Annotated in this window: 19 protein-coding genes; 3 read left to right on the top strand and 16 right to left on the bottom strand. The window is 46.0% G+C overall.

Annotation, left to right across the window (positions count from 1 at the left end):
* Positions 1-2: 2 nt before the first annotated feature.
* Positions 3-800: an ATP-binding cassette domain-containing protein gene (locus tag EBI00_RS02805; RefSeq protein ID WP_123094388.1), complete on the bottom strand. Its 798-nt coding sequence runs from the start codon at positions 798-800 to the stop codon at positions 3-5.
* Between the two features lie 51 nt (positions 801-851).
* Positions 852-2,060 carry an ABC transporter permease gene (locus tag EBI00_RS02800; RefSeq protein ID WP_174714885.1) on the bottom strand — a complete coding sequence of 403 codons (1,209 nt, stop codon included), beginning with the start codon at positions 2,058-2,060 and terminating at the stop codon, positions 852-854.
* Positions 2,061-2,420: 360 nt separating this feature from the next.
* On the opposite strand from EBI00_RS02800, the gene EBI00_RS02795 reads away from it, so the two are divergent.
* Together EBI00_RS02795 and EBI00_RS02790 are read left to right on the top strand one after the other, a co-directional pair.
* On the top strand, positions 2,421-3,380 hold the full coding sequence (locus tag EBI00_RS02795) for a sugar ABC transporter substrate-binding protein (RefSeq protein ID WP_123094387.1): 960 nt from the start codon (positions 2,421-2,423) through the stop codon (positions 3,378-3,380).
* A 223-nt stretch (positions 3,381-3,603) separates the two neighbouring features.
* Positions 3,604-4,464, top strand: coding sequence for a MurR/RpiR family transcriptional regulator (locus EBI00_RS02790; protein WP_123094386.1), 861 nt, complete (start codon positions 3,604-3,606; stop codon positions 4,462-4,464).
* A gap of 97 nt (positions 4,465-4,561) precedes the next feature.
* On the opposite strand, the gene EBI00_RS16130 is transcribed toward EBI00_RS02790, so the two are convergent.
* From EBI00_RS16130 to katG, 4 genes are all read right to left on the bottom strand, one after another.
* Positions 4,562-5,128: a methyl-accepting chemotaxis protein gene (locus EBI00_RS16130; RefSeq protein ID WP_148039068.1), complete on the bottom strand. Its 567-nt coding sequence runs from the start codon at positions 5,126-5,128 to the stop codon at positions 4,562-4,564.
* Complete coding sequence (locus EBI00_RS16125) at positions 5,062-5,265, bottom strand: hypothetical protein (protein ID WP_148039067.1); 204 nt, start codon at positions 5,263-5,265, stop codon at positions 5,062-5,064. Before EBI00_RS16125 ends, EBI00_RS16130 begins: the two co-directional genes overlap by 67 nt.
* Before the next feature lie 21 nt (positions 5,266-5,286).
* Complete coding sequence (locus tag EBI00_RS16120) at positions 5,287-6,435, bottom strand: PDC sensor domain-containing protein (RefSeq protein ID WP_148039066.1); 1,149 nt, start codon at positions 6,433-6,435, stop codon at positions 5,287-5,289.
* A gap of 275 nt (positions 6,436-6,710) precedes the next feature.
* Positions 6,711-8,930, bottom strand: coding sequence for a catalase/peroxidase HPI (katG, locus tag EBI00_RS02780; protein ID WP_123094385.1), 2,220 nt, complete (start codon positions 8,928-8,930; stop codon positions 6,711-6,713).
* 218 nt (positions 8,931-9,148) lie between these two features.
* On the opposite strand from katG, the gene codA reads away from it, so the two are divergent.
* A complete protein-coding gene (gene codA / locus EBI00_RS02775; RefSeq protein ID WP_123094384.1) occupies positions 9,149-10,408 on the top strand; it encodes a cytosine deaminase in 1,260 nt (419 codons plus the stop codon).
* Positions 10,409-10,412: 4 nt separating this feature from the next.
* Here codA and EBI00_RS02770 read toward each other — a convergent pair whose 3' ends face one another.
* The 10 genes from EBI00_RS02770 to EBI00_RS02725 all read right to left on the bottom strand — a co-directional run bounded on the left by EBI00_RS02770 (position 10,413) and on the right by EBI00_RS02725 (position 22,510).
* Entirely contained in the window at positions 10,413-11,387 is a 975-nt protein-coding gene (locus EBI00_RS02770; protein ID WP_123094383.1) for a D-2-hydroxyacid dehydrogenase family protein, read from the bottom strand.
* A gap of 196 nt (positions 11,388-11,583) precedes the next feature.
* Complete coding sequence (fadA, locus tag EBI00_RS02765) at positions 11,584-12,759, bottom strand: acetyl-CoA C-acyltransferase FadA (RefSeq protein WP_123094382.1); 1,176 nt, start codon at positions 12,757-12,759, stop codon at positions 11,584-11,586.
* Between the two features lie 27 nt (positions 12,760-12,786).
* Positions 12,787-14,937, bottom strand: coding sequence for a fatty acid oxidation complex subunit alpha FadB (gene fadB, locus EBI00_RS02760; protein WP_123094381.1), 2,151 nt, complete (start codon positions 14,935-14,937; stop codon positions 12,787-12,789).
* 144 nt (positions 14,938-15,081) lie between these two features.
* Positions 15,082-16,011, bottom strand: coding sequence for an electron transfer flavoprotein subunit alpha/FixB family protein (locus tag EBI00_RS02755; RefSeq protein WP_123094380.1), 930 nt, complete (start codon positions 16,009-16,011; stop codon positions 15,082-15,084).
* Entirely contained in the window at positions 16,008-16,760 is a 753-nt protein-coding gene (locus EBI00_RS02750) for an electron transfer flavoprotein subunit beta/FixA family protein (RefSeq protein WP_123094379.1), read from the bottom strand. Before EBI00_RS02750 ends, EBI00_RS02755 begins: the two co-directional genes overlap by 4 nt.
* A gap of 332 nt (positions 16,761-17,092) precedes the next feature.
* Entirely contained in the window at positions 17,093-17,845 is a 753-nt protein-coding gene (locus EBI00_RS02745) for an enoyl-CoA hydratase-related protein (RefSeq protein WP_123094378.1), read from the bottom strand.
* A complete protein-coding gene (locus EBI00_RS02740) occupies positions 17,838-18,431 on the bottom strand; it encodes a DUF2889 domain-containing protein (RefSeq protein WP_123094377.1) in 594 nt (197 codons plus the stop codon). Before EBI00_RS02740 ends, EBI00_RS02745 begins: the two co-directional genes overlap by 8 nt.
* A 45-nt stretch (positions 18,432-18,476) precedes the next feature.
* Entirely contained in the window at positions 18,477-20,174 is a 1,698-nt protein-coding gene (locus tag EBI00_RS02735; RefSeq protein ID WP_123094376.1) for an AMP-binding protein, read from the bottom strand.
* 105 nt (positions 20,175-20,279) lie between these two features.
* Positions 20,280-20,594: an SCP2 sterol-binding domain-containing protein gene (locus EBI00_RS02730; RefSeq protein WP_123094375.1), complete on the bottom strand. Its 315-nt coding sequence runs from the start codon at positions 20,592-20,594 to the stop codon at positions 20,280-20,282.
* A 110-nt stretch (positions 20,595-20,704) separates the two neighbouring features.
* Positions 20,705-22,510: an acyl-CoA dehydrogenase C-terminal domain-containing protein gene (locus EBI00_RS02725; protein ID WP_123094374.1), complete on the bottom strand. Its 1,806-nt coding sequence runs from the start codon at positions 22,508-22,510 to the stop codon at positions 20,705-20,707.
* Positions 22,511-22,512 lie beyond the last annotated feature (2 nt).

The raw sequence follows: 22,512 nt of genomic DNA, 5'->3' as shown, positions 1-22,512 counted from the left end.
CCTTATGCGGTAGCATCCAAACGGCTAAATTCTTCTAGCTCAGCGGTTAATTCATCCAGTTCTTGACCGCCCGCCATCATTTCCAACACATCTTCGCGGCTGACTTCAGACTTCATAAAAGAACCCAGACTTTGACCTCGGTTTAACAAGGTAAAGCGATCAGCGATCGGATACGCATGATGAACGTTATGGGTAATCAAGATCACCGCCAATCCTCTTGCCTTGGCTTTCGCCACGACTTTCAGTACGTTGGCCGATTGCTTTACCCCAAGTGCTGCGGTGGGTTCATCTAGGATCAATACCTTGGCACCAAAATGAATCGCACGGGCAATGGCCAAACATTGTTTTTCACCACCAGACATGGTGCCAATGGCTTGAGAAGGGTCACGCACATGAATGCCCATTTCCGCCATACCCGCCTGGGCAATTTGATTGGCTTTTTCAATATCAAAGCGTTGAAAAATGCCTCGGCCTTTGGTTATTTCACGGCCCATAAAAAAGTTTCGTGTCACACTCATTAACGGCACTAAAGCAAGATCTTGGTACACAGTCGCTATGCCTGCATCCAATGCTTGGACGGGGGATTTAAACACCACCGGCTCGCCGTCTAGATAATATTCCCCTTCACTTGGGGCGTGCACACCAGCTAGGGTTTTAATCAAGGTGGATTTTCCGGCACCGTTGTCACCTAACAAACAATGCACCTCACCTAACTTGACCTTCATGTTGATGTCTTTTAGGGCGATTACTGAACCAAAATAACGGCTCACATTTTTCAATTCGATAACAAATTCGCTCATTTTATTCTCCAAATTCTCTGGCTAAAAAGTAAGTTTTGTTGGAAACACAGCCTAATGCTTTGCTTCGGTTACTTTTTTACGAATGTAGTTGTTGAACAAAACCGCGATTAACAACATGGAGCCCAAAAAGACGCGGAACCAATCTGAATCAATACCGGTAAAGAATATGCCCATTTGTACGACACCAAAAATCAAGGCGCCAAGACAAGCACCGATCACAGAGCCGTATCCGCCAGTTAGCAAAGCACCACCAATAACAACCGCAATAATGGCTTCAAACTCTTTTAAAACACCGCGATCAGCGGAGGCAGATCCAAATTCAAACACCTGGCAGGCGGCATACACAGTGGCCGTGAACGCGGTAAACATGAACAAAGAAATTTTCACTTTATCGACAGGAACCCCTACGTTGCGAGCCGCTTTGCTGTCGCCTCCCGTCGCAAAAATCCAGTTACCGTATTTTGTGCGCAATAGAACCCAGCTAGAAATGACGGCAAGTAAAAAACACCAAACAATAACCATAGGTACGCCAGTAACAATAGGTGTACCGTCGTTATAACTGCTAATAATGCCCATATCGGCTAACCAGACAAAAAAACCATTCCCTATCGTTCCGCCAAAGGCAGCGGCAAGCCAATCCCCTTCAGAATAGTTGTTCACACCGCTCACTATGGTTCGATTGGTAAACAGAATTGACAGGGCAATGGTGAGTCCTCGCAAAATAAACAAGAACGCAAGACTCACAATAAAAGAAGGTAAGCCGGTTTTAACGACGATATAGCCAATCAAGTAACCAATGAACATGGCACCTGTGAAAGCAAACAATATAGCAAGCCACACCGGCCACCCCCAATACACAGCGGGGATGGTCATCATCATGCCAGCAAAACCAATCATAGAACCAATGGACAAATCAAACTCACCCGCAATCATTAACAGACAGGCACTGATCGCAATGAGTCCCAACTGGGCAGAGACCGTTGTCCAGTTCATGATGCCATCAGACGCAAACATGCCAGAGTCGCCTGCGGTCAAAAAGAAAAAGACAAACACCAATACTGCACCAGACAATGCCCCAAGCTCGGGACGATGCAACATTCTTTTCCAAGCGGATACCTTTCGAACCCGTTCATCGGCAGCAGGTGCAACGTTAACCATACTGTCTGGTTTTCTGGCACTATCTGCTTTCGTTACACCATCCGCTTTCGGTACCTCATCCATTGAACGCGAACCTTGGATTGATTGGGTTGGATTTGTCATAACACCTCACCTTCTGAATTATTATATTTATTTTATGCAGCTGATTTTTCTCAACACATCGTTTCAACAATGAAATCATAATAGAATAAATGTTTCATTTTTTTCAACAGATAAAACGAATATTTTTTTATTTTTTTCTTAAACAAACAAAATAAACCTCAATAAAATAAATTTTCTATTTAAAAACAATTACTTAAATAGAAAAAAACCAGATAAAACTAAATATTTCAAAAATTTGCAATTATGAAATATTCATTCTATTATCAGGTCAATTCTGTTCATAAATAGATCAGAAGGGGTAACTACTAAATCCAAAGTAAGTAATAACAACAATAACGAACGGTAGCGGAGATAGTTTGAATGAAAAAGTTTTTACAAAAAAGCACGGCGGTACTTGTGGCGGGCGCAGCCACTCTCGGCGCTATGTCGATTGCAACAACGGCTCATGCAGAAAATGAACGTTTCGTGTTTATTTCCCATGCACCAGACTCAGACTCTTGGTGGAACGTCATAAAAAACGCGGTAAAACATGCGAGTGACGACATGAAAGTCACCGTGGAATATCGCAACCCTCCAACGGGGGATTTGGCTGACATGGCTCGAATCGTTGAACAAGCGGTTGCCACGAATCCAAACGGCATCATACTGTCTATCGCAGACTTTGATACGCTAGAAGGACCGTTAGAAAAAGCAAGGTTGAGAGGCATACCCTTTATTACCATGAACTCAGGCACCGAGATGCAGTCCAAAGCACTGGGTGCTCTGATGCACATTGGTCAGCCTGAATTTGCAGCGGGTCTTGGTGCAGGTGAGCGCGCCAAAAAAGAAGGCGTTAAATCCTTTCTTTGCGTTAACCATTACATTACAAACCCGGCGTCTGTTGAGCGCTGTATGGGCTTTGCAAAAGGACTCGGCATTGAGTTGGGTAGCCAAATGATAGATGCGGGTGCTGACCCAACCGATGTAGAAACGAAAGTGTCGGCCTATCTTAGAAGAAACCCAAATACAGATGCTATCTTAGCGCTAGGCCCAACCTCAGCACACCCAACTCTGCGTGCTTTATCAAAAAATAGAAACCTGAATGATATCTATTTTGGCACCTTTGATTTGAGTAGCGAAATATCCGCTGCGATTAAAGAAGGCACGATCGATTTTGCCATCGACCAGCAGCCCTATCTGCAAGGGTATCTGCCTGTTAGCTTCCTAACACTGTATTCGCGTTATGGGTTGATTCCTAGTAACAACGTCAACTCTGGGCCTGGGTTTATCACAAAAGACAATATCGAACTTGTTGAACAATACGCAGGAGAATTCCGTTAATTTGATTTAGTTCAACCCAAAACGAGCCGCTCCCCTCTTTAAAAGAAATTTTATGGGGGGAGCACTCCACTTTTCAGTTTTATATTTTTTATCCTATTCGTCAGTCACTGAACATTATTAGTCAATACTGATATTGGCGCGGAAGGAACGGTTTTTTCGTCGATAAAACGCTATAATGCAACAAGTTAATCACACTCTATTCTTTCGCTTAAGGAGTCAGTTTTTGGGCGCACCTTCTACTCTTGAACAATTACAGCAAGCCATCAGTCGCAACTACGACAGTTTAAGTAAGCGATTACAGCAAGTAGCTCGGTTTTTATTAGAGCACCCCAATACTGTCGCCCTTGAGACGGTTGCCAGTCTTGCCGAACAATGCGATGTCCCGCCCTCTACATTAGTCCGATTTGCGGCCGCTTTCGAATACAACGGTTTTAGCGAAATGCAGAACGTGTTTCGCAACGCCCTCGTTGAGCAAACATCTAACTACAGTGAGCGTGTTAAACTTAGCAAAAACTCGTCCAGTAATCGCATTGATGCGTCTTACATTTTAGAGGAATTCAGCAGTGGAAACGCCTCTTCAATGAACAATATGACTCATCATTTTTCGCTAGAGATGCTTAATAAAGCCGTTGATTTACTTGAAAACGCGCAAAATATTTATCTCATTGGACTACGCCGTGCCTACCCTATTTCAAGCTACTTTGCTTACAGCCTACGGCATTTGAATAAGACAACGCACCTAATCGATGGTGGTGGAGGCATGTTGGTTGAACAAGCCAGTAATATACGAAAAAACGATGTCATTATTGCCACAACATTCAGCCCCTACGCGAAAGAAACCGTCAGTGTCAGTGAATATGCGCTCAAAGCGGGCGCTAAGGTCATTGCCATCACTGACAGTAAAATAAGCCCATTAGCGGCCCTTGCTGACGTCTATTTTGATGTGAAAGAAGCGGAGGTAATGGGGTTTCGTTCTCTGACTTCCTCAATGACACTGGCGCAGACGTTATTGGTCGCATTGGCCTATCGACTGAACAGCGAAGGCGGTATAGGCGATACAAAACAAATTGACTGGAAGCATTAATTCAAAAAAAACAGGCAAGATCATGACGATCTTGCCTGTTGATACATTCTCGATGTTTCTCAGTTTTCAACTGTCGATTTAACTCGAAACCTCAAGCTTACACCTTAAACTTATCCAACGCTTTGCCTTGCTCTGTGGTGATTTCCACCATGGTCTCACAAAGTGCAGATTGCTCTTTCGCTGAATTAGAAACAGACTGGCTGATATCACGAATATTGGTTGTGTTGCGATTAATCTCGTTAGACGTTGCGCTCTGCTCTTCTGCAGCGGCCGCAATTTGAACCGTCATGTCATTGATTTCATTAATGCTCAGTCGGATCGCACTTAAAGACTCTTTCGCCTTGTTAGCGATTTGTTGTGTTTCGTTAGCGCTTTCTCTGCTTTCTAGAATCAGTTTTTCCGCCCCTCTCACACCCGTTTGTAGCTGTTGAATGGTTTTGCGTATCTGATCCGTCGATTCTTGCGTTTTTGACGCCAAAGTACGGACTTCATCAGCAACAACCGCAAAGCCTCGACCTTGCTCACCCGCACGGGCTGCCTCAATGGCCGCGTTCAATGCCAGCAGGTTAGTTTGATCGGCAATATCCGTAATGACCGTCAATATTGACTCGATATTATTGCTGTAAGTAACCAGTTCATTGATGGTGTTGACCACGCCACCCATTTCTCAGTCAACTGAGCAATAGACGCGGTGGTTTTCTCGACAATAGCCTCTCCGTCTTTAGCCGAAAGATCCGCTTGATTCGCGCGGCTAGCAGCGGTTTGTGCGTTATCGGCAACATCATGTGCGGTAGCGGACATTTCATGCATGGCCGTGGCAAGCTACTCAAGTTCACTTACTTGAGTATAAAGTTCTGCAGAAGATCGTGCCGATGACAAAGAAGTTTTATCCGTATTTTCACGAACACGCAGCGAGCGCCCTTTCACTTCTTTAATAAGGTGCTGCAAGTAATCTACAAACTTATTGAACTCTTGCGATACAGCGCCAAACTCGTCATTACTGACAATGGCTAAACGCTTGGTCAGGTCGCCCTCACCACCATTAATCTCTTTAAGCGAGTCGTAGAGTGCACGTAGTGGTTCCAATAATCGAGTGATCACCAGACACAAGACTAAGGACACTAACATGGAGGCGATCAAGGTACTGATGGCGGCAATCCAACCAAACTCTCGCACACTAGCAAAAAGTTTATGTTCATCAAGCACCACGCCCACGTACCAATCTGCACCGTAAAGTCCAGTAAGAGGACTAAAAGAAACAAGGACGGAAGTGCCATCTTTAAGCTGGTTTTCAACTAACCCAGTATCAGATGTTGAAAACGTCTTTGTCAATAAATCTGATACTGGTTTACCATTCAAGTCTGCATTAGGATGACTAATAATCTTACCGGTTTTATTTAATAAAAACGCGTAGCCCGTATCATTGAAGGTGAGTGCATTGACGGCATCAGACACGACGTTAAGACTCAAATCTCCACCAAAGGCACCTTTGAATTGGCCTTTGTCTGACAGATCCGCAATAACCGAAATAAGAATATCACCTTCTGTTGATACATAAGGCTCGGTTAATACGGCTTGTTTGTGCTGTTGACCTAGAGGATACCAAGGGCGTTTTCGCGCATCCCAACCTGGTGGATTCCAATTGGGGTCATTGGTGAATCGAGTGCCGTCACTCTCTAAACCACCGAACAGCAACAGAAATTCTTTTTCGTAGATGGGCAGATCAAAGGCTTTTTGCACCATTACAGGACTGAAATCAGCATCCACGGTTTGAGAAATGGATTCAATCAAATCCATTTTGCCTTTTAACCAATTATTGACCTGAAAAGCCAGCGCTTTACTGCTTTCTTGTGTGCTGGTAACGGTGTTTTCGTACAAGGCGGCCCTTACATTACTGTATTGCAGCCAAGAGTAAGCGCTGAAGGCCAAGAATAAGCGCTGAAGGCCAAGGCCACAACTATCGACGCGCATAGCACGACCTTATGGGATACTTTCATTCTGTTTAACCTTAATTATTTCTTTAAACCGATTTAATCTAGAGTAGACTATTTTAATCAAAAAAATGACAAAACATTTATCATCTATTTAGACATCAAAATTTTGGCGATCTTATAACAGCAAGTTATAAAGTGCCAGCGCCAATGACCATGCGGCTCGTGAAAAAAGACAACAAAAAACCCCGCTATCCTCACGAATGCGGGGTTGATAGAGCTTAGCGAATCGCGTCTTTTTAAAATCAGTCTCGATCAGACGAGATCAAAACGATCCAGCTCCATGATTTTTGTCCATGCAGCAACAAACTCTTTTACGAAGCGCTCTTGTGAGTCTGAACAAGCGTACACTTCTGCAATGGCACGAAGCTGAGAGTTTGAGCCAAAGATCAAGTCTGCACGGGTCGCCGTCCACTTGATGGCACCGGTTTTACGGTCGCGGCCTTCAAATTCCTCTTCTTTGGCACCTTCTTTCGATGCATCCACCCATTGGGTATTCATATCCAGCAAGTTAACAAAGAAGTCATTGCTTAACACTTCAGGCTGTTTGGTGAATACGCCATGTTGAGATTGACCCACATTGGTATTCAATACACGTAAACCGCCCAGTAACACCGTCATTTCTGGCGCTGACAAGGTCAGTAGCTGCGCCTTGTCTAAAAGCATCTCTTCTGTGGTAACCGTGTATCGACCTTTTTGGTAATTACGGAAACCATCGGCGATGGGTTCAAGCACCTCAAAGGACTCGACATCGGTTTGCTCTTGGGTGGCATCACCGCGGCCTGGTGTAAAAGGCACAGTGATGTCAAAACCCGCTGCCTTAGCCGCTTTCTCAACGCCTGCAGAACCCGCTAACACGATTAAATCCGCTAAAGAGATTTGTTTTCCATCTGCTTGAGCCTGATTGAAATCCGCTTGGATACTTTCTAAGGTCGCCAAGACAGAGGCCAATTGTGCTGGCTGGTTTGCTGGCCAGTCTTTCTGTGGCGCTAAACGGATACGAGCGCCGTTTGCTCCACCACGCTTGTCAGAACCACGATACGTCGACGCTGACGCCCACGCGGTTAAAACCAGCTGAGACACATTCAAACCAGAAGCCAATATTTTGGTTTTTAGTGCCGCCACGTCTTGGTCATTAACCAAAGCATGCGTTACAGCAGGAATCGGGTCTTGCCAAATCAGTTCTTCTTGAGGAACCAATGGCCCTAAATAGCGAGACACTGGCCCCATATCACGATGCGTTAGCTTGTACCAAGCACGAGCAAAGGCATCAGCAAGTTGGTCTGGGTTCTCATGGAAACGCTTAGAAATCTCCGCATAAGCGGGATCCATTTTCAATGCCATATCGGCCGTAGACATCATAGGAGCATGACGCTTGGTGGCATCATGGGCATCCGGCACCGCATCCGATAATGCATCGCCTTTGGGTTTCCATTGCGTTGCACCCGCTGGACTGGTGGTTAATTCCCAATCATAGCCTAGTAACGTATCAAAATAGCCGTTGTCCCATTGAATCGGGTTTGGTGTCCAAGCCCCTTCTAGACCACTGGAAATAGTATCTACACCGTGGCCTTGACCTTGGCTATTGCGCCATCCAAAACCCTGCTCAGTAATACCAGCCGCTTCCGGATCGGCTCCTACTTGAGCGGCGTCACCTGCACCGTGTGTTTTACCAAACGTGTGACCACCCGCCACCAAGGCAACGGTTTCTTCGTCGTTCATCGCCATGCGTTTGAAGGTATCGCGTATGTCATGGGCAGAAGCCAGCGGATCAGGCTTACCATTTGGGCCTTCTGGGTTGACATAAATTAGACCCATTTGCACGGCAGCAAGGGGGTTTTCTAAATCACGCTCACCTGTGTAACGCTCATCGTCAAGCCAAGTTTTTTCCGTGCCCCAGTAAATATCATCTTCAGGCTCCCAAACATCGACTCGTCCGCCTGCAAAACCAAAGGTTTCAAATCCCATTGACTCTAATGCGCAGTTACCCGCCAACACCATTAAATCTGCCCAAGAAATTTGACGACCGTATTTTTGCTTGATAGGCCAAAGTAATCGACGCGCTTTATCCAAGTTGACGTTATCTGGCCAGCTGTTTAATGGCGCGAAACGCTGTGTACCAGACGAGGAACCACCGCGACCATCTGCTGTACGGTATGTCCCTGCGCTATGCCACGCCATACGAATAAAGAAAGGACCATAATGACCATAGTCTGCTGGCCACCAATCTTGTGAATCTGTCATCAGCGCATACAAATCTTGACGCACCGCCTCTAGATCTAAACGGTTAAAAGCGTCTGCATAATTGAAATCCTCGCCCATAGGATTCGATTTTGCCGAATGCTGATGTAAAATTTTTAAATTAAGTTGATTTGGCCACCACTCTTTGTTCGAGGTACCACGGCCTGCAAATTGTCCAGCGCTAGTATTATCTGTTGCGCCATGATTAAAAGGGCATTTACTTTCGTTTGACATCGTATTTTCTCCTGCTTATTGCCTAAATCTTTTTCGTTGTAATAGTTATAGACTTAAAAAACCAAACAAACCAATAAATAAAAACTAACAATCCGATAGACCTGATCGCAAAAACTCATTCGTTATCGTCTTTTCAGCAGCAAAACTCGCCTATATTCAGAAATACACAGCCACTTTATGCCAGTATGATAGAAGCACACCATGACTGAGGAGTTACCATGCAGATTATCAATGCCCGTTTACGCCATCGCTCTGAGTTGTTTTCTCTTCATATTACCGAAGGTTGTTTTAGTAAAATTGAAACACAAGAAAACACACTTTCACCGACAGAGAAAATGATTGACGCTAAAGGGCAGCTAATCTGTGCACCCTTTGTCGAACCACACATTCACCTTGATGCCGCCCTCACGGCTGGCGAGCCAGAATGGAACCGAAGTGGCACTCTGTTTGAAGGGATAGAACGTTGGCGCCAACGTAAACCCATGCTTAATGAAGCGGACATTCGTCGACGAGTATTGTCCACCATAGAACTGTTAGTACAGAACGGCGTACAGGCTATTCGCACCCATGCGGATACCACAGACCCGTCGTTAATCGGCGTTCGTACACTGTGTGCGCTGCGTGATGAACTTAAAGATAAAATTGATTTGCAAGTGGTGGCCTTTCCGCAAGACGGCATGCTGTCTTACCCAAATGGCTTAAAACTCATGGAAGAAGCTTTACAGATAGGTGCCGACGTGGTCGGTGGTATACCCCATTTCGAATACACTCGGGAATTGGGTGAGAAATCCGTCAAACTCATCATAGAACTCGCCAAAAAATATGACCGCTTGGTCGATGTGCATTGCGATGAAATTGATGATCCCAATTCGCGCTTTTTAGAGTTCCTAGCCTGTGAAGCGCTTTTTCACAATATGGGGCCAAAAGTCACCGCCAGCCATACCACCGCCATGCATTCTTATGACAATGCCTATTGCTCTAAGCTGTTTCGTTTATTAAAAAACTCCGGCATTAACTTTATCTCGTGTCCGACGGAAAGCATTCATTTGCAAGGTCGTTTTGATACTTACCCTAAACGTCGCGGTGTTACCCGGGTCAAAGAATTACGAGAAGCCAATATCAATGTGTGCCTAGGGCAAGACTCTATCTTCGATCCTTGGTATTCCCTTGGCAACGGCAAACTACTGCGCACCTTGGATTATGCTATGCACATCTGCCAAATGATGGGCTATCAAGACTACGCCAGCGCTTTGGATATGATCACCGACAACAGTGCTCGCACCCTGTGTTTGCAGGGATATGGAATAGAAGTCGGCAACGCAGCAAACTTTATTCTACTGGAAGGCCACGACGACTACAGCGTGCTGCGCCAGCAAGGTGAAGTATTACTCTCTGTTCGTCATGGTGAAATCATCATGCAACGCCAACCGGCGACCGTGATGACGCCACCTTGGATTGCGCAAACACCAAATCACTAATACCTTATAGCAACTTAATTAAGACGAGGTTTTGAGGGTTACCCGCAGCAAAAGCCAGCACGTTTTCAAACGCGATTTTAAAATACAATTCATAACTGGCTTTTTCAACATAACCAATGTGCGGTGTACACAGCACATTGGGCAGTGACAATAATGGCTCGTTATGGGTATTAGCCGGTTCACATTCAAACACGTCAATCGCTGCTTGTTTTGTTGGGTTAGACAACATTTCACGATACAAGGCACCGTTTTCAATTAGCTCAGCACGACTGGTGTTCACCAATAGAGAATCGGCTTTCATTAACGCCAAATCCGCTTGTGTCACTATGGCCTTGGTGGCGTCATTGAGTCGCAAATGTAGTGTGATAATATCCGCGTTTTGAAAAAATTCGGCTTTGGTTTGTGCGGCTGAGAATCCGTGTTCTTGCGCCAATGCTCTAGAGCTTTCACTGCCCCAAACCAGCACCTCCATGCCAAAAACTTTGGCGTATTGCGCAATACGTTGGCCAATTTTTCCGTAGCCCCAAATCCCCAACACCGCGCCGTTTAATACTCGGCCTAATCCTAGCGCCCCAGACTGTTGCCAATGGCCCTGTGAAAATTGCGTAACGTAAGCAGGAATATGTCGACTGGCTGACATGATTAACCCCCAGCAGAATTCAGAGGGAGCAACAGGTGAACCCACACCCTCAGCCACAGCCACACCGTACTTATGGCAAAGCTTGGCATCAATGTGATTACTGATTTTTCCTGTTTGGCTAATCAGCTTTAAATTCGGCAATTGAGCGAGTAGTTCTTCCGTAATCACAGTGCGCTCGCGTATCAATACAAGAACCTCAAAGTCTTTGAGGTTAGCGACTAAATCTTCTGTAGTGGTAAAGGTTTCATTAAACACCTGCACCTCATGGCCATGCAGCAGTTGAAAACAAGAAAGGTCTTTCACCACATTTTGATAATCGTCTAATATTGCTACTTTCATGAAAATGCCTTCTATAGAAATGTCTTGTGATACGCCCAATGAGAACGCACTGAATGGTCTTTATCATTGATCAAGAAGACACAAAACACCAGCGCAAAAAAAAGCCCCGCACAAGGCGGGGCAAAAAGACAGAGAAGGTTATTTGCTGTTCTAAAGCAAAGAGGCACACAACATCATGCGCTTGGTAATCACTTAATTAAACACGTTCAAAGACTGTGGCGATGCCTTGACCCATACCAATACACATGGTCGCTAATCCTAGGGTCTTATCTTTTTCACGCATTACATTAAGCAGAGTGGTAGAGATACGTGTACCAGAACAACCCAATGGGTGACCCAGTGCAATGGCACCGCCGTTCAAGTTCACCTTGTCGTCCACCAAATCGATCAATTTCAGATCTTTCAGTACCGGAATAGACTGGGCCGCAAAGGCTTCATTCAATTCAACGATCTCAATATCCGCGATGGTTAAACCCGCACGTTGCAAGGCTTTCTTTGTCGCTGGCACTGGACCGTAACCCATAATAGCTGGATCACATCCCGCAACAGCCATACTGCGTACTTTCGCAATCGGCGTTAAGCCTAGCTCTTGCGCTTTTTTCGCAGACATCATCAGCATAGCGGATGCACCATCGGATAGCGCAGAAGACGTACCCGCTGTCACTGTACCCACTTTGGGCATAAACACAGGCGCTAGCGACGCTAACGACTCCATCGAAGTTTCTGGACGAATCACTTCATCCACTTCCACTAGAATTTTATTGCCTTCGGCGTCGTGGCCTTCAATAGAAACGATCTCATTGGCAAAACGACCTTGTAGCGTGGCTTCGTGAGCAAGACGATGGGAACGCACAGCAAAAGCATCTTGCGCTTCACGGCTCACACCATGCATCTTGCCAAGCATTTCCGCGGTCACCCCCATCATCATGGACGCTTTCGCCATGTGCTTAGACAAGGCAGGGTTAACATCCACACCGTGCATCATGCCAACGTGGCCCATGTGTTCAACACCACCGACAACAAACACATCACCTTGGCCTGTCATAATGGCCTGAGCGGCTGTGTGTATCGCGGACATAGACGAACCACATAAACGGTTCACTGTTTGTGCGGCACTGGTGATTGGCAGACCCGCCAACAAAGACACAGCACGCGCCATGTTAAAACCTTGTTCTAGCGTTTGGTTTACACAACCCCAGATTAAATCTTCAACGTCTTTCTGATCGACAGTTGGGTTACGGGCAAACAGCGCTTTCACCAAGGCCGCCGACAAGTTTTCAGCACGTACGTTACGGAACACACCGTTTTTCGTTTTGCCCATTGGTGAGCGAACGGCGTCGATAATAACGACATCATTTGGATTCAGTTTCATGGAAATTCTCCTTTAGCCTATGGGATATTATGCGCCGTAAAAAGTGTCATTGTTCTTGGCCATTTCACGCATTTTTGCGGTTGGCTCGTACAACTTACCTAAGTGGCTGTATTTGTCTGCAAGGTCACAAAACGCCTGCAGTCCCATTTGGTCTAAGTAGTGCAAGGCACCACCAAGGTACGGAGGGAAACCAATACCATAGATCAAGCCCATATCGGCCTCAGCTGCGGTTGCCACTATGTTGCCTTCCAAGCAGCGCACCGTTTCGATGCACAATGGAATCATCATACGGGCAACAATATCGTCTTCGGTCAATTCAGACTGAGACGTCACCACAGGGGCGAGCAGCTCGTTGATTTCTTCGTTGAAAATTTTCTTTGGTTTGCCCTTACGATCTGGCTCATAGCTGTAAAAACCCTTGCCATTTTTCTGACCAAAACGCTCAAGTTCGAACAAACGATCAACGGCATTTTTGCCTTCGTGCTTCATACGATCAGGGAAACCTTCTGCCATCACTTGGTCGGCATGATACGCCGTATCCACACCCACCACGTCTAGTAAGTAAGCAGGACCCATTGGCCAGCCGAATTTCTCCATCGTTTTATCAACCACTCGGAAATCCGCCCCTTCCTGCATCATCAAGGAGAAACCCGCGAAATAAGGGAACAAGACGCGATTCACCAAGAAACCCGGACAATCATTCACAACAACAGGGGTTTTGCCCATGGCTTGTGCGTAAGCAACCGTTTTAGCAATGGCTTCTTCACTGGTTTTTTCACCACGAATGACTTCCACCAAAGGCATACGATGCACAGGGTTAAAGAAGTGCATACCACAGAAGTTTTCTGGGCGTTTCAAGTCTTTTGCCAATTCCGTAATAGAAATCGTCGACGTGTTAGACGTTAAAATGGCGGTATCAGCGATTTTGCTTTCCACTTCGGCCAACACAGACTTTTTGATTTTGACGTTTTCAACGACCGCTTCTACCACTAGGTCAACGTGTTCAAACTCGCCGTAACTTAATGCCGGAACAATGCTGTTCATGGCCTTAAACGCTTTTTCGGTGGTTAAACGGCCACGCTCTACCTGACCATTGAACAGTTTGTTGGCTTCGCTCAAGCCTAACTCTAAGGCTTCTGGGCGAATGTCTTTCATGATAATAGGCGTGCCTTTAGAAGCAGACTGATACGCGACACCCCCTCCCATGATACCAGCCCCCAACACCGCAGCTTGTTTTACTGGAGTGGCATTTTTCGTGTACTTGCTGGCGGTTTTCTTAATTTGTTGGTCGCTTAGGAATAAATTCACTAGCGACTTAGCAACCGGGCCTTTGGCCAGTTTGATAAAGCCTTTGATTTCAGTCTCAATGGCTTTATCGATGTCTTGGCTGATGCCTTTTTCGATGGTTTTAATAGCGGCCATAGGCGCAGGATAATGTTTGCCTGCTTTGGCACCAACCACACCACGAACCGATTCGAAAATCATCATTTTTTCGATTGGAGAAAATTCCATTGGCGCACGCAATTCGTCGCGGCGTGCATGGTAATTAAGCTTACCCTCTATCACTTGCTGAATAAGGTGACGTGCTGAGTCGTTGACTTTGGCTTTTGGCACAACCGCATCAACCGCACCGTCTTTAAGGGCGTCTTCACTGCGTTTCTGTGCGCCACCGCAAATCCATTCACAGGCGTTATCTGCACCAATAAGACGAGGTAGGCGAACGGTACCGCCCCACCCTGGATAAATGCCTAATTGTGTTTCCGGTAGACCAATTTTTGCGGAATCCGCCATGACTCGATAATCACACGCCAAGCACAATTCCATACCACCACCCAACGCAATGCCGTTGATGGCAGCGACCGTTGGACAAGGAAGGTTTGCAATGTCGCTAAAGATGTTGTGAGCGTCTTGCAACTTGTCAGTGAGTTCTTGTTCATCCATTTTGAACCAAGAGGTAAATTCAGTGATATCAGCACCTACGACAAATACGTCTTTCGCGCTGGCGAAAATAACCCCTTGCAAATCATCTAGGTGTTTCAGTGCATCAACCGCTGAGGCCAATTCACTCAAGGTCAGGCTATTAAACTTATTGACCGAATCACCGACCAAATCCAGGGTGACAGTCGCCACTCTGGCATCATCGACTGCAACCTTGACTGCTTGTCCTTCGAATATCATGCTGGTCTCCAATTATTTTTATTATGACCACAATGGCGTTCTTACACATTGTCGTCGGTAATTAATACAGCCAAGACGTTACAAAACGTCTGGCTGATTCTTTTTGATCGATTCAGTGTGTCATCGATCGTGTTTCAAACCGATTTACAGACTCTTTTCTAACTCAGGTACGGCATCAAACAAATCCGCTACCAAGCCATAATCCGCCACTTGGAAAATAGGCGCTTCTTCATCTTTGTTGATCGCAACAATGACTTTAGAGTCTTTCATACCGGCCAAATGCTGAATCGCACCAGAAATACCGACAGCGATATACAGATCTGGGGCAACAGTTTTGCCTGTCTGACCGACTTGCAAATCGTTCGGAACGAAGCCCGCATCGACCGCCGCACGTGACGCACCAATCGCTGCACCCAGCTTGTCGGCAACACCTTCAAGCAATTTGAAGTTATCGCCATTCCCCATACCGCGACCACCCGACACAATAACACTGGCAGCGGTTAATTCAGGGCGATCCGACTCTGCTAATTGTTCCTTAACGAAACGGCTGCCTTTGTTCTCAATAACCTGGGACAGTACCTCGCGCTCGGCATTTCCCCCTGTCGCGGCAACAGGATCAAAGCCAGTGGCTCGGACGGTTAAAATTTTCACCTTGTCTGTTGTCTTTACCGTCGCAATCGCATTACCGGCATAAATAGGACGCACAAAGGTATCCGGCGCTTCGACTTTAATCACATCAGACAATTGAGCCACATCTAACAAGGCCGCAACGCGTGGCATGGTGTTCTTACCTGTGGTTGTCGCTGGTGCTAGGATATGACCATAACCACCCGCGATCTCAACGATCAATTTGGATACATTTTCCGCCAACTGGTGTTCATAAACGACGTTGTCAGCCACTAATACCTTGTTGACACCCGCTACTTGAGCAGCTTGTTCAACAACGGTTTGACACTCAAACCCCACCACCAACACATGTACATCGGCGTCAATTTGAGAAGCCGCAGCGACTGTATTAAGTGTGGCAGGCTTCAGGCTTTTATTGTCGTGTTCTGCAATGATTAAAACGCTCATGACACCACCTTCGCTTCATTTTTAAGTTTATCGACTAGCTCAGCAACCGAACCCACTTTGATACCACCAGCACGCTGTGGAGGTGGTGTAACAGACACTAGGCTGACGTTCGAACCCACTTCCACACCAAGATCCGCTGGCGTTTTGACATCAAGCGGCTTTTTCTTGGCTTTCATAATGTTTGGCAAAGACGCGAAGCGTGGCTCGTTCAAGCGTAAATCAGTGGTTACCACGGCAGGCAAAGTAATGGCTAAGGTTTGCAAACCGCCGTCCACTTCTCGCGTTACCTGTGCTTCCCCGTTTTCAATGACCACTTCAGAGGCAAAGGTCGCCTGTGGGTAATCCAATAGCGCAGCGACCATTTGGCCGGTTTGGTTGTTGTCTGAATCAATGGCTTGCTTACCCATAATGACCAGATCCGCCGCTTCTTCTTTAGCGACCTTGGCTAACAGTTTTGCCACAGACAAAGAATCTAGACCGTCTTCGGTTTCCACTTGAATGGCGCGATCAGCGCCCAAAGCCAAAGCAGTACGCAAGGTTTCTTGGCAGGATTTAGAGCCAACAGAAACCACGACGACTTCAGAGGCAACGCCTTTTTCTTTTAAACGAACCGCTTCTTCAACCGCGATTTCACAGAAAGGATTCATGGACATTTTGACATTGGTTAGGTCAACTGCTGTGTTGTCAGCTTTGACTCGAACTTTGACGTTGTAGTCAATCACTCGTTTTACCGATACTAGGATTTTCATAAGTCCCTCGTGTTTTTTATTTTCATGCTATCTATAGTAGTTTGAGAAGGATTTTCATCAATAACAAAAAAGCGCCAGTTAACTGACAAAAATATTCACACACAAAAGAAAACCCCCTTCAAACCAGCGTAAAGCCGATGTGTAAGGCGATTTTCTTCTTTGCAGTTTAGTATGAATATGGTGAGGATTGTATGAATAAGATAAAGATTGAATGAATGCGATAAAGATTGAATGAGTGCAATTGTGCCCTCAAACCGCAAAAAAGCCCTACTCAGCACTTACATGATGGGTAGGGCTTTTAGTTGTTTATCTTACTAAGTATTCGTTTAAACCTAGCGGTTACGTGACAAAAACGCAGAAAACGCCTGATGTGCTTCTTTTGAACTTAACCGTTCCTGAAAGATTCGACCTTCTCTTAGCAAAGCCGCTTGCACTTCCTCTTGGTCGTTGTGCTTTAGTAACGCCTTGCTTAACGCCACCGCCTCTACCGGTAAAGCAATGATCTTTTGAGCATACAATAATGCTAATTTATGGGCTTCACCCGCTTCACAAAGATGATTAATCAAGCCCAATTCATGAGCCTGTGTTGCACCGAGCACATCGCTTAACACCAGTATTTCAAAGGCTTTTTGATGACCTACTAGCCGTGGCAGTAAATAACTGGACGCCGCCTCTGGCACTAAACCCAATTGCACAAACGGAAACTGCAAACGCGCCTCACGGGAAGCCAGCACCATGTCGCAATGCAATAACAGAGTGGCACCAACACCGACAGCACGCCCTTCAACGCCTGCGATTAAGGGCTTATTATAACCGCTTAATACTTGAAGAAAGGTCAGTATGGTGCTCATTTTGTCGGGCTTTTGAGCGATTTGCACAAACTCATTAATGTCATTACCAGAGGAAAAATCATTTCCAGCTCCGATAATTAACGTGGCCTTTACCTCTGGATTAGTCTGCCCGTTACGAAGCGCTTCGGTTAACGCATGATACATGTCCAAGGTAATGGCGTTTTTCTTATCGACTCGATTTAAACACAAGGTCTGCAAACCCGACTCTATGCTTTCAGTAACAAAATCACTCATTTTCTGACTCCTTAACCGCAACATTAGTAGGAGAATACTCTGGTAATTGCAGTATCTGCTCTTCCACCAGCTTTTTGACCATGGGCCCCTCTTCAGACCAACCATGACAAGAATTGACTAACTTACTCACCGCATGTGGCACCATTTCAGGGTATTTTTCACCCAGTGGTTGCCACATGGTCTGAAACGCGGTGGTAGCCGCCACGGGAAACAATTCCAGAACATGAGTACAACCGACGTTTCCACTAAAGGTTTCTTTTAACCGTCGATTCCATCCAGGTCCAATTCGTGTCCCTTTTAGGACCGAAAAGTTTGGTGCTGCCCCACCGCAGTTGGGAAAAGGAAACGCCTCCATCGATACCGACACCTCTTTAATTAAAAAGGTGTCGTCAATGGTTAACGTTAATGATATGTCATGAAAAGGTTGCCCTTCTGACACCGAACTATTATCAAACTCACGGGTGACTTGGTAGGTTTTCAAGTCTTGCATTTTGGCTTCGATGTCCCACAATCCATCATCGCGCAGATAACCGTAAGATTCGATACGTCGTCGGTGCATTAACGTACGCTTAGCAACCTGTGTCATCCTCTTTCTCCTGTGACTAAAGTAACCCTATTCGAAACATGGAAACTAAGCTTGCTCTTCTTCGCGCAACGCACGACGTAGCACCTTACCTACGTTCGTTTTGGGCAACTCCATTCTCAGTTCAAAGTATTTTGGTACCTTGTAAGCCGCCAAATTTTCTTTACAGAAAGCCCTTAGCTCACTGACATCCGGTTTTTGGGCATTGGCTTTTAGCACCACAAAGGCTTTTACTGCTTCACCCGCTTTTTCATCTGGCACACCAATGGCAGCCGATTCCAAAATGGCAGGGTGTGAAGACAGGCAGTCTTCTACCTCTGTTGGATACACATTAAAGCCCGATACTATGATCATGTCTTTGGCGCGATCAACAATTTGCAAATACCCATCAGGATGGATCATGGCAATGTCTCCGGTGATCAAGAAGCCATCTTCTGTCATCACCTCACGGGTGGCTGCTTCTCGCTTCCAGTACCCCTTCATGACTTGCGGACCACGCACGCACAGCATACCTGATTCGCCCTGCGGCAATGCTTCACCGTTCAATCCTTGAATTTTGATGTCCGTTTCAGACACGGGCAAACCAATAGTACCAATTCGCTCTTTGCCTATTGGGTTAAACGACACCACAGGAGATGTTTCTGTTAAACCGTACCCTTCCACGATTTGGCAACCCGTGACCTTTTTCCATTCGTCTGCTGCCGCATGCGTTAGCGGCATGCCGCCGGAGCAAGTCAATTTTAAATGGGAAAAATTCAGCGTTTTGAAATCGGCGTTATTACACAATCCGACAAACAACGTATTTAAACCAACAAACCCTGTGAAAGGCCATTTTTTCAGTTCTTTTACAAAACCTGGGAGGTCCCTTGGATTTGGAATCAATACACTGTGAGCGCCGCGTTCAAGCAGTGTTAAGCCGTGAATCAAGAAGGCGTAAATATGGTACAAAGGCAAGGGAGCAATATAGACCTCCTTGTCGTTGGCGATGATGGATTCCAATCGAGAGCTTAGCTGATACATGTTCGAAATTAAGTTGGCATGCGTCAACATAGCGCCTTTTGCTACCCCTGTTGTGCCTCCTGTGTATTGCAGCACGGCAATGTCTTCAGGTCGCTTCTCAACGGGAACAATGGCTTTACCTATCCCTTTAGCTAGGGCGTCGTTCAATGTTAAGGCACTTGGAATATGGTAAGGCTCGACCATTTTCTTGACGTATTTGACCACTGAATTGACCAACAGGCGTTTTACTGGTGAATGAAAATCCGCTATTTCAGTGATGATGACCTGCTTGATCGCGGTCTTTTTAAGAATTTTTTCAACGTTGTGCGCCATGTTGGCAAACACCACCAAGGCTTTGACTCCCGCATCGTTAAACTGATGCTCAAGTTCTTTTGGTGTGTAAAGAGGATTGGTGTTAACAACAACCATACCGGCTTTCATAGCGCCGAATAACACAACAGGATATTGAATAACATTAGGAAGTTGAATGGCGATTCGATCGCCTGGTATCAGATCCGTTTCATTCTGCAAATAAGCCGCAAACTGATCAGACTTGTCGTTGAGCTCTTTATAGGTAATGGTCCGACCCACACTGGTAAAAGCAGGACGATCGGCGTATTTCTTAACAGCGACCGCCAAGATGTCGGTAAGAGATTGGTAACCGTGAGGATTAAGGGACACAGGCAAATAAGTACCTGGCGTTTGCCCCAGCATTGAGCCGCTGTATTGTGTCGTATCGGTAGTCATAAAAAGCTCCGTTTGTTTTTTTTATTGGAGAGAAATAAGCAGACGCAAAAGCCCAATAGCGTTTCATGCCATTGAGCTTGGTTGCTTTCAGTCAGAGACTCAAACTTATTGCGGGAAAATTTGGGTAAGCTTAGTGGCCAGCATGATGTCGCCATCGGCACGGATTTTGCCCTGCATGAAAGCAGCCATGCCATCTAGTTCACCACTCATTACGTCTTTCAGGGTGTCTAGGTCCATGCTTAGCGTTACGGTTGGGTCATCGTGCTCCCCTTCTGCCATAGCGCACTTACCTTCATTGATGCTCAGGTGATAGTTGCTATCGTCATCTAGGTCGAACTGAAATACCGCTTCCATATCATCGGCTTCATCCGCATCAAAACGGGCTAACATTGACTCAAATACTGCTTTTGCTTCACTCATAAAATGACCTCTTTCATCTAATCTATACAATAAACGGTGACTGTTCTTTGAATTTACTGACAGCTAACCTGCTTTTTTCGAAGCAGGTTAGCGCATTCAGCAAGTCAATATTACGCATTCAAAAACAGAAAGTTCTCTTCATCCATCGCCAATAAGTTATCAGCACCAGACAACATAGCGTCTACGTGCGCTTTCGTACGAGGCAATAGGCGCTCGTAATAGAAAGTCGCGGTTTGCAATTTGGCTTTGTAGAAACCTTCTTCATCTGTACCTTGGTCTAACTTGGTTTGAGCCGTGACCGCCATGCGCGCCCAGAAGTAGGCCAACACAACATAACCAGAGAACATCAAATAATCGACAGACGCCGCGCCCACTTCTTCTTTGTTACGCATGGCTTTCATGCCAATCTTCAGCGTGACATCACCCCACTCGCTGTTCAATTTATCAAGAACAGAAATGTACGACTTCAGGCGTTTATCTCCTTTATTTTCCTTACAGAATTTGTGGATGATTTTAGTGAATCGACGCAATGTCGCCCCTTGCGTCATCAAGACTTTACGTCCCAAAAGGTCTAACGCTTGAATACCAGTGGTGCCTTCGTAAATGGTGGCAATACGGCAATCACGTACGTTTTGCTCCATACCCCACTCAGCGATGTAACCGTGACCACCAAACACTTGTAAGCCTTGGTTTGCCGCTTCAAAACCGGTTTCCGTTAAGAATGCTTTCGCAATAGGCGTTAACAAAGACATCAGTTCGTCGGCTTCTGCTTTCTCTTCCACCGACCCTTTTTTAGTAATGTCCACTAACATAGAGCAGTAATGAATAAAGGCACGACCGCCTTCTGCGAAGGCTTTTTGCGTCAGCAGCATACGACGAACATCTGGGTGCACAATAATGGCATCCGCTGCTTTTTCAGGTGATTTAGCCCCAGACAAGGCACGCATTTGCAAACGATCTTTCGCATAAGCAACGGAATTCTGTAGGCCCCACTCAGCGTGTGCCAAACCTTGCAGTGCCGTACCAAGGCGCGCCGTGTTCATAAACACGAACATACAATTCAAACCACGGTTTGGTTCGCCAATCAAGTAGCCTTTGGCGCCATCAAAGTTCATCACGCAAGTCGCGTTACCATGGATACCCATCTTGTGCTCAATCGAACCACAAGACAGAGTATTTCTTGTGCCGATCTCACCGTTTTCATCAGCATTAAATTTAGGCACGATAAACAATGAAATACCTTTGGTGCCCGCTGGCGCATCTGGTAAACGTGCTAGCACAATGTGAACTATGTTGCCCGCCATGTCGTGCTCGCCAGCAGAGATGAAGATTTTGGTCCCTGTGATAGCGTAACTGCCATCGGCTTGCGGCTCCGCTTTGGTTTTCAACATACCAAGATCGGTACCACAATGTGGCTCAGTCAGACACATGGTGCCAGTCCATTCACCGGACACTAACTTAGTAAGGTAAGTTTGCTTCTGCTCATCAGTACCATGCAATTCAATAGTATTCATCGCACCATGGCTAAGACCTGGGTACATGCCCCAAGACCAGTTTGACGTTGCGATCATTTCCGTAACCATCATACCCAAAGAGTCTGGCAGGCCCTGTCCGCCGACTTCAGCTGGGTGAGACAAAGATGGCCAACCGCCTTCAACATATTGCTGGTAAGCTTCTTTGAAGCCTTCTGGCGTTGTGACCACACCGTCTTTAAAGGTACAACCTTGCTCGTCACCGACACGGTTGAGAGGAGACAAAACACGCTCCGCAAATTTAGCACCTTCTTCCAAAATAGCCGACACCATATCGGGTGTCGCTTCTTCCGCACCAGGCAATTTGGCGTAATGTCCATGGAAATCCAGTACTTCCTCAGTGACAAACTTAATATCGCGTAAGGGCGCTTTATATTCTGGCATGA

Origin of the sequence: Marinomonas hwangdonensis (assembly GCF_003721245.1) — a bacterium.
In the GTDB taxonomy this organism is placed as follows: Bacteria; Pseudomonadota; Gammaproteobacteria; order Pseudomonadales; family Marinomonadaceae; genus Marinomonas; species Marinomonas hwangdonensis.
Note: the sequence above shows the minus strand (reverse complement) of the source record. Positions and strands in the feature narration are given on the sequence as shown.

What these genes read in the sequence shown, in the direction of transcription:
- EBI00_RS02730 (WP_123094375.1), bottom strand. Translation starts at nt 20,594, where the DNA reads ATGAGTGAAGCAAAAGCAGTATTTGAGTCAATGTTAGCCCGTTTTGAT.
- EBI00_RS02755 (WP_123094380.1), bottom strand. Translation starts at nt 16,011, where the DNA reads ATGAGCGTTTTAATCATTGCAGAACACGACAATAAAAGCCTGAAGCCT.
- EBI00_RS02805 (WP_123094388.1), bottom strand. Translation starts at nt 800, where the DNA reads ATGAGCGAATTTGTTATCGAATTGAAAAATGTGAGCCGTTATTTTGGT.
- EBI00_RS02770 (WP_123094383.1), bottom strand. Translation starts at nt 11,387, where the DNA reads ATGAAAGTAGCAATATTAGACGATTATCAAAATGTGGTGAAAGACCTT.
- fadB (WP_123094381.1), bottom strand. Translation starts at nt 14,937, where the DNA reads ATGATATTCGAAGGACAAGCAGTCAAGGTTGCAGTCGATGATGCCAGA.
- EBI00_RS02750 (WP_123094379.1), bottom strand. Translation starts at nt 16,760, where the DNA reads ATGAAAATCCTAGTATCGGTAAAACGAGTGATTGACTACAACGTCAAA.
- EBI00_RS02725 (WP_123094374.1), bottom strand. Translation starts at nt 22,510, where the DNA reads ATGCCAGAATATAAAGCGCCCTTACGCGATATTAAGTTTGTCACTGAG.
- EBI00_RS02735 (WP_123094376.1), bottom strand. Translation starts at nt 20,174, where the DNA reads ATGACTACCGATACGACACAATACAGCGGCTCAATGCTGGGGCAAACG.
- EBI00_RS02800 (WP_174714885.1), bottom strand. Translation starts at nt 2,060, where the DNA reads ATGACAAATCCAACCCAATCAATCCAAGGTTCGCGTTCAATGGATGAG.
- EBI00_RS02740 (WP_123094377.1), bottom strand. Translation starts at nt 18,431, where the DNA reads ATGACACAGGTTGCTAAGCGTACGTTAATGCACCGACGACGTATCGAA.
- EBI00_RS16125 (WP_148039067.1), bottom strand. Translation starts at nt 5,265, where the DNA reads ATGTCCGCTACCGCACATGATGTTGCCGATAACGCACAAACCGCTGCT.
- katG (WP_123094385.1), bottom strand. Translation starts at nt 8,930, where the DNA reads ATGTCAAACGAAAGTAAATGCCCTTTTAATCATGGCGCAACAGATAAT.
- fadA (WP_123094382.1), bottom strand. Translation starts at nt 12,759, where the DNA reads ATGAAACTGAATCCAAATGATGTCGTTATTATCGACGCCGTTCGCTCA.
- EBI00_RS02745 (WP_123094378.1), bottom strand. Translation starts at nt 17,845, where the DNA reads ATGAGTGATTTTGTTACTGAAAGCATAGAGTCGGGTTTGCAGACCTTG.
- EBI00_RS16120 (WP_148039066.1), bottom strand. Translation starts at nt 6,435, where the DNA reads ATGCGCGTCGATAGTTGTGGCCTTGGCCTTCAGCGCTTATTCTTGGCC.
- codA (WP_123094384.1), top strand. Translation starts at nt 9,149, where the DNA reads ATGCAGATTATCAATGCCCGTTTACGCCATCGCTCTGAGTTGTTTTCT.
- EBI00_RS16130 (WP_148039068.1), bottom strand. Translation starts at nt 5,128, where the DNA reads ATGGGTGGCGTGGTCAACACCATCAATGAACTGGTTACTTACAGCAAT.
- EBI00_RS02795 (WP_123094387.1), top strand. Translation starts at nt 2,421, where the DNA reads ATGAAAAAGTTTTTACAAAAAAGCACGGCGGTACTTGTGGCGGGCGCA.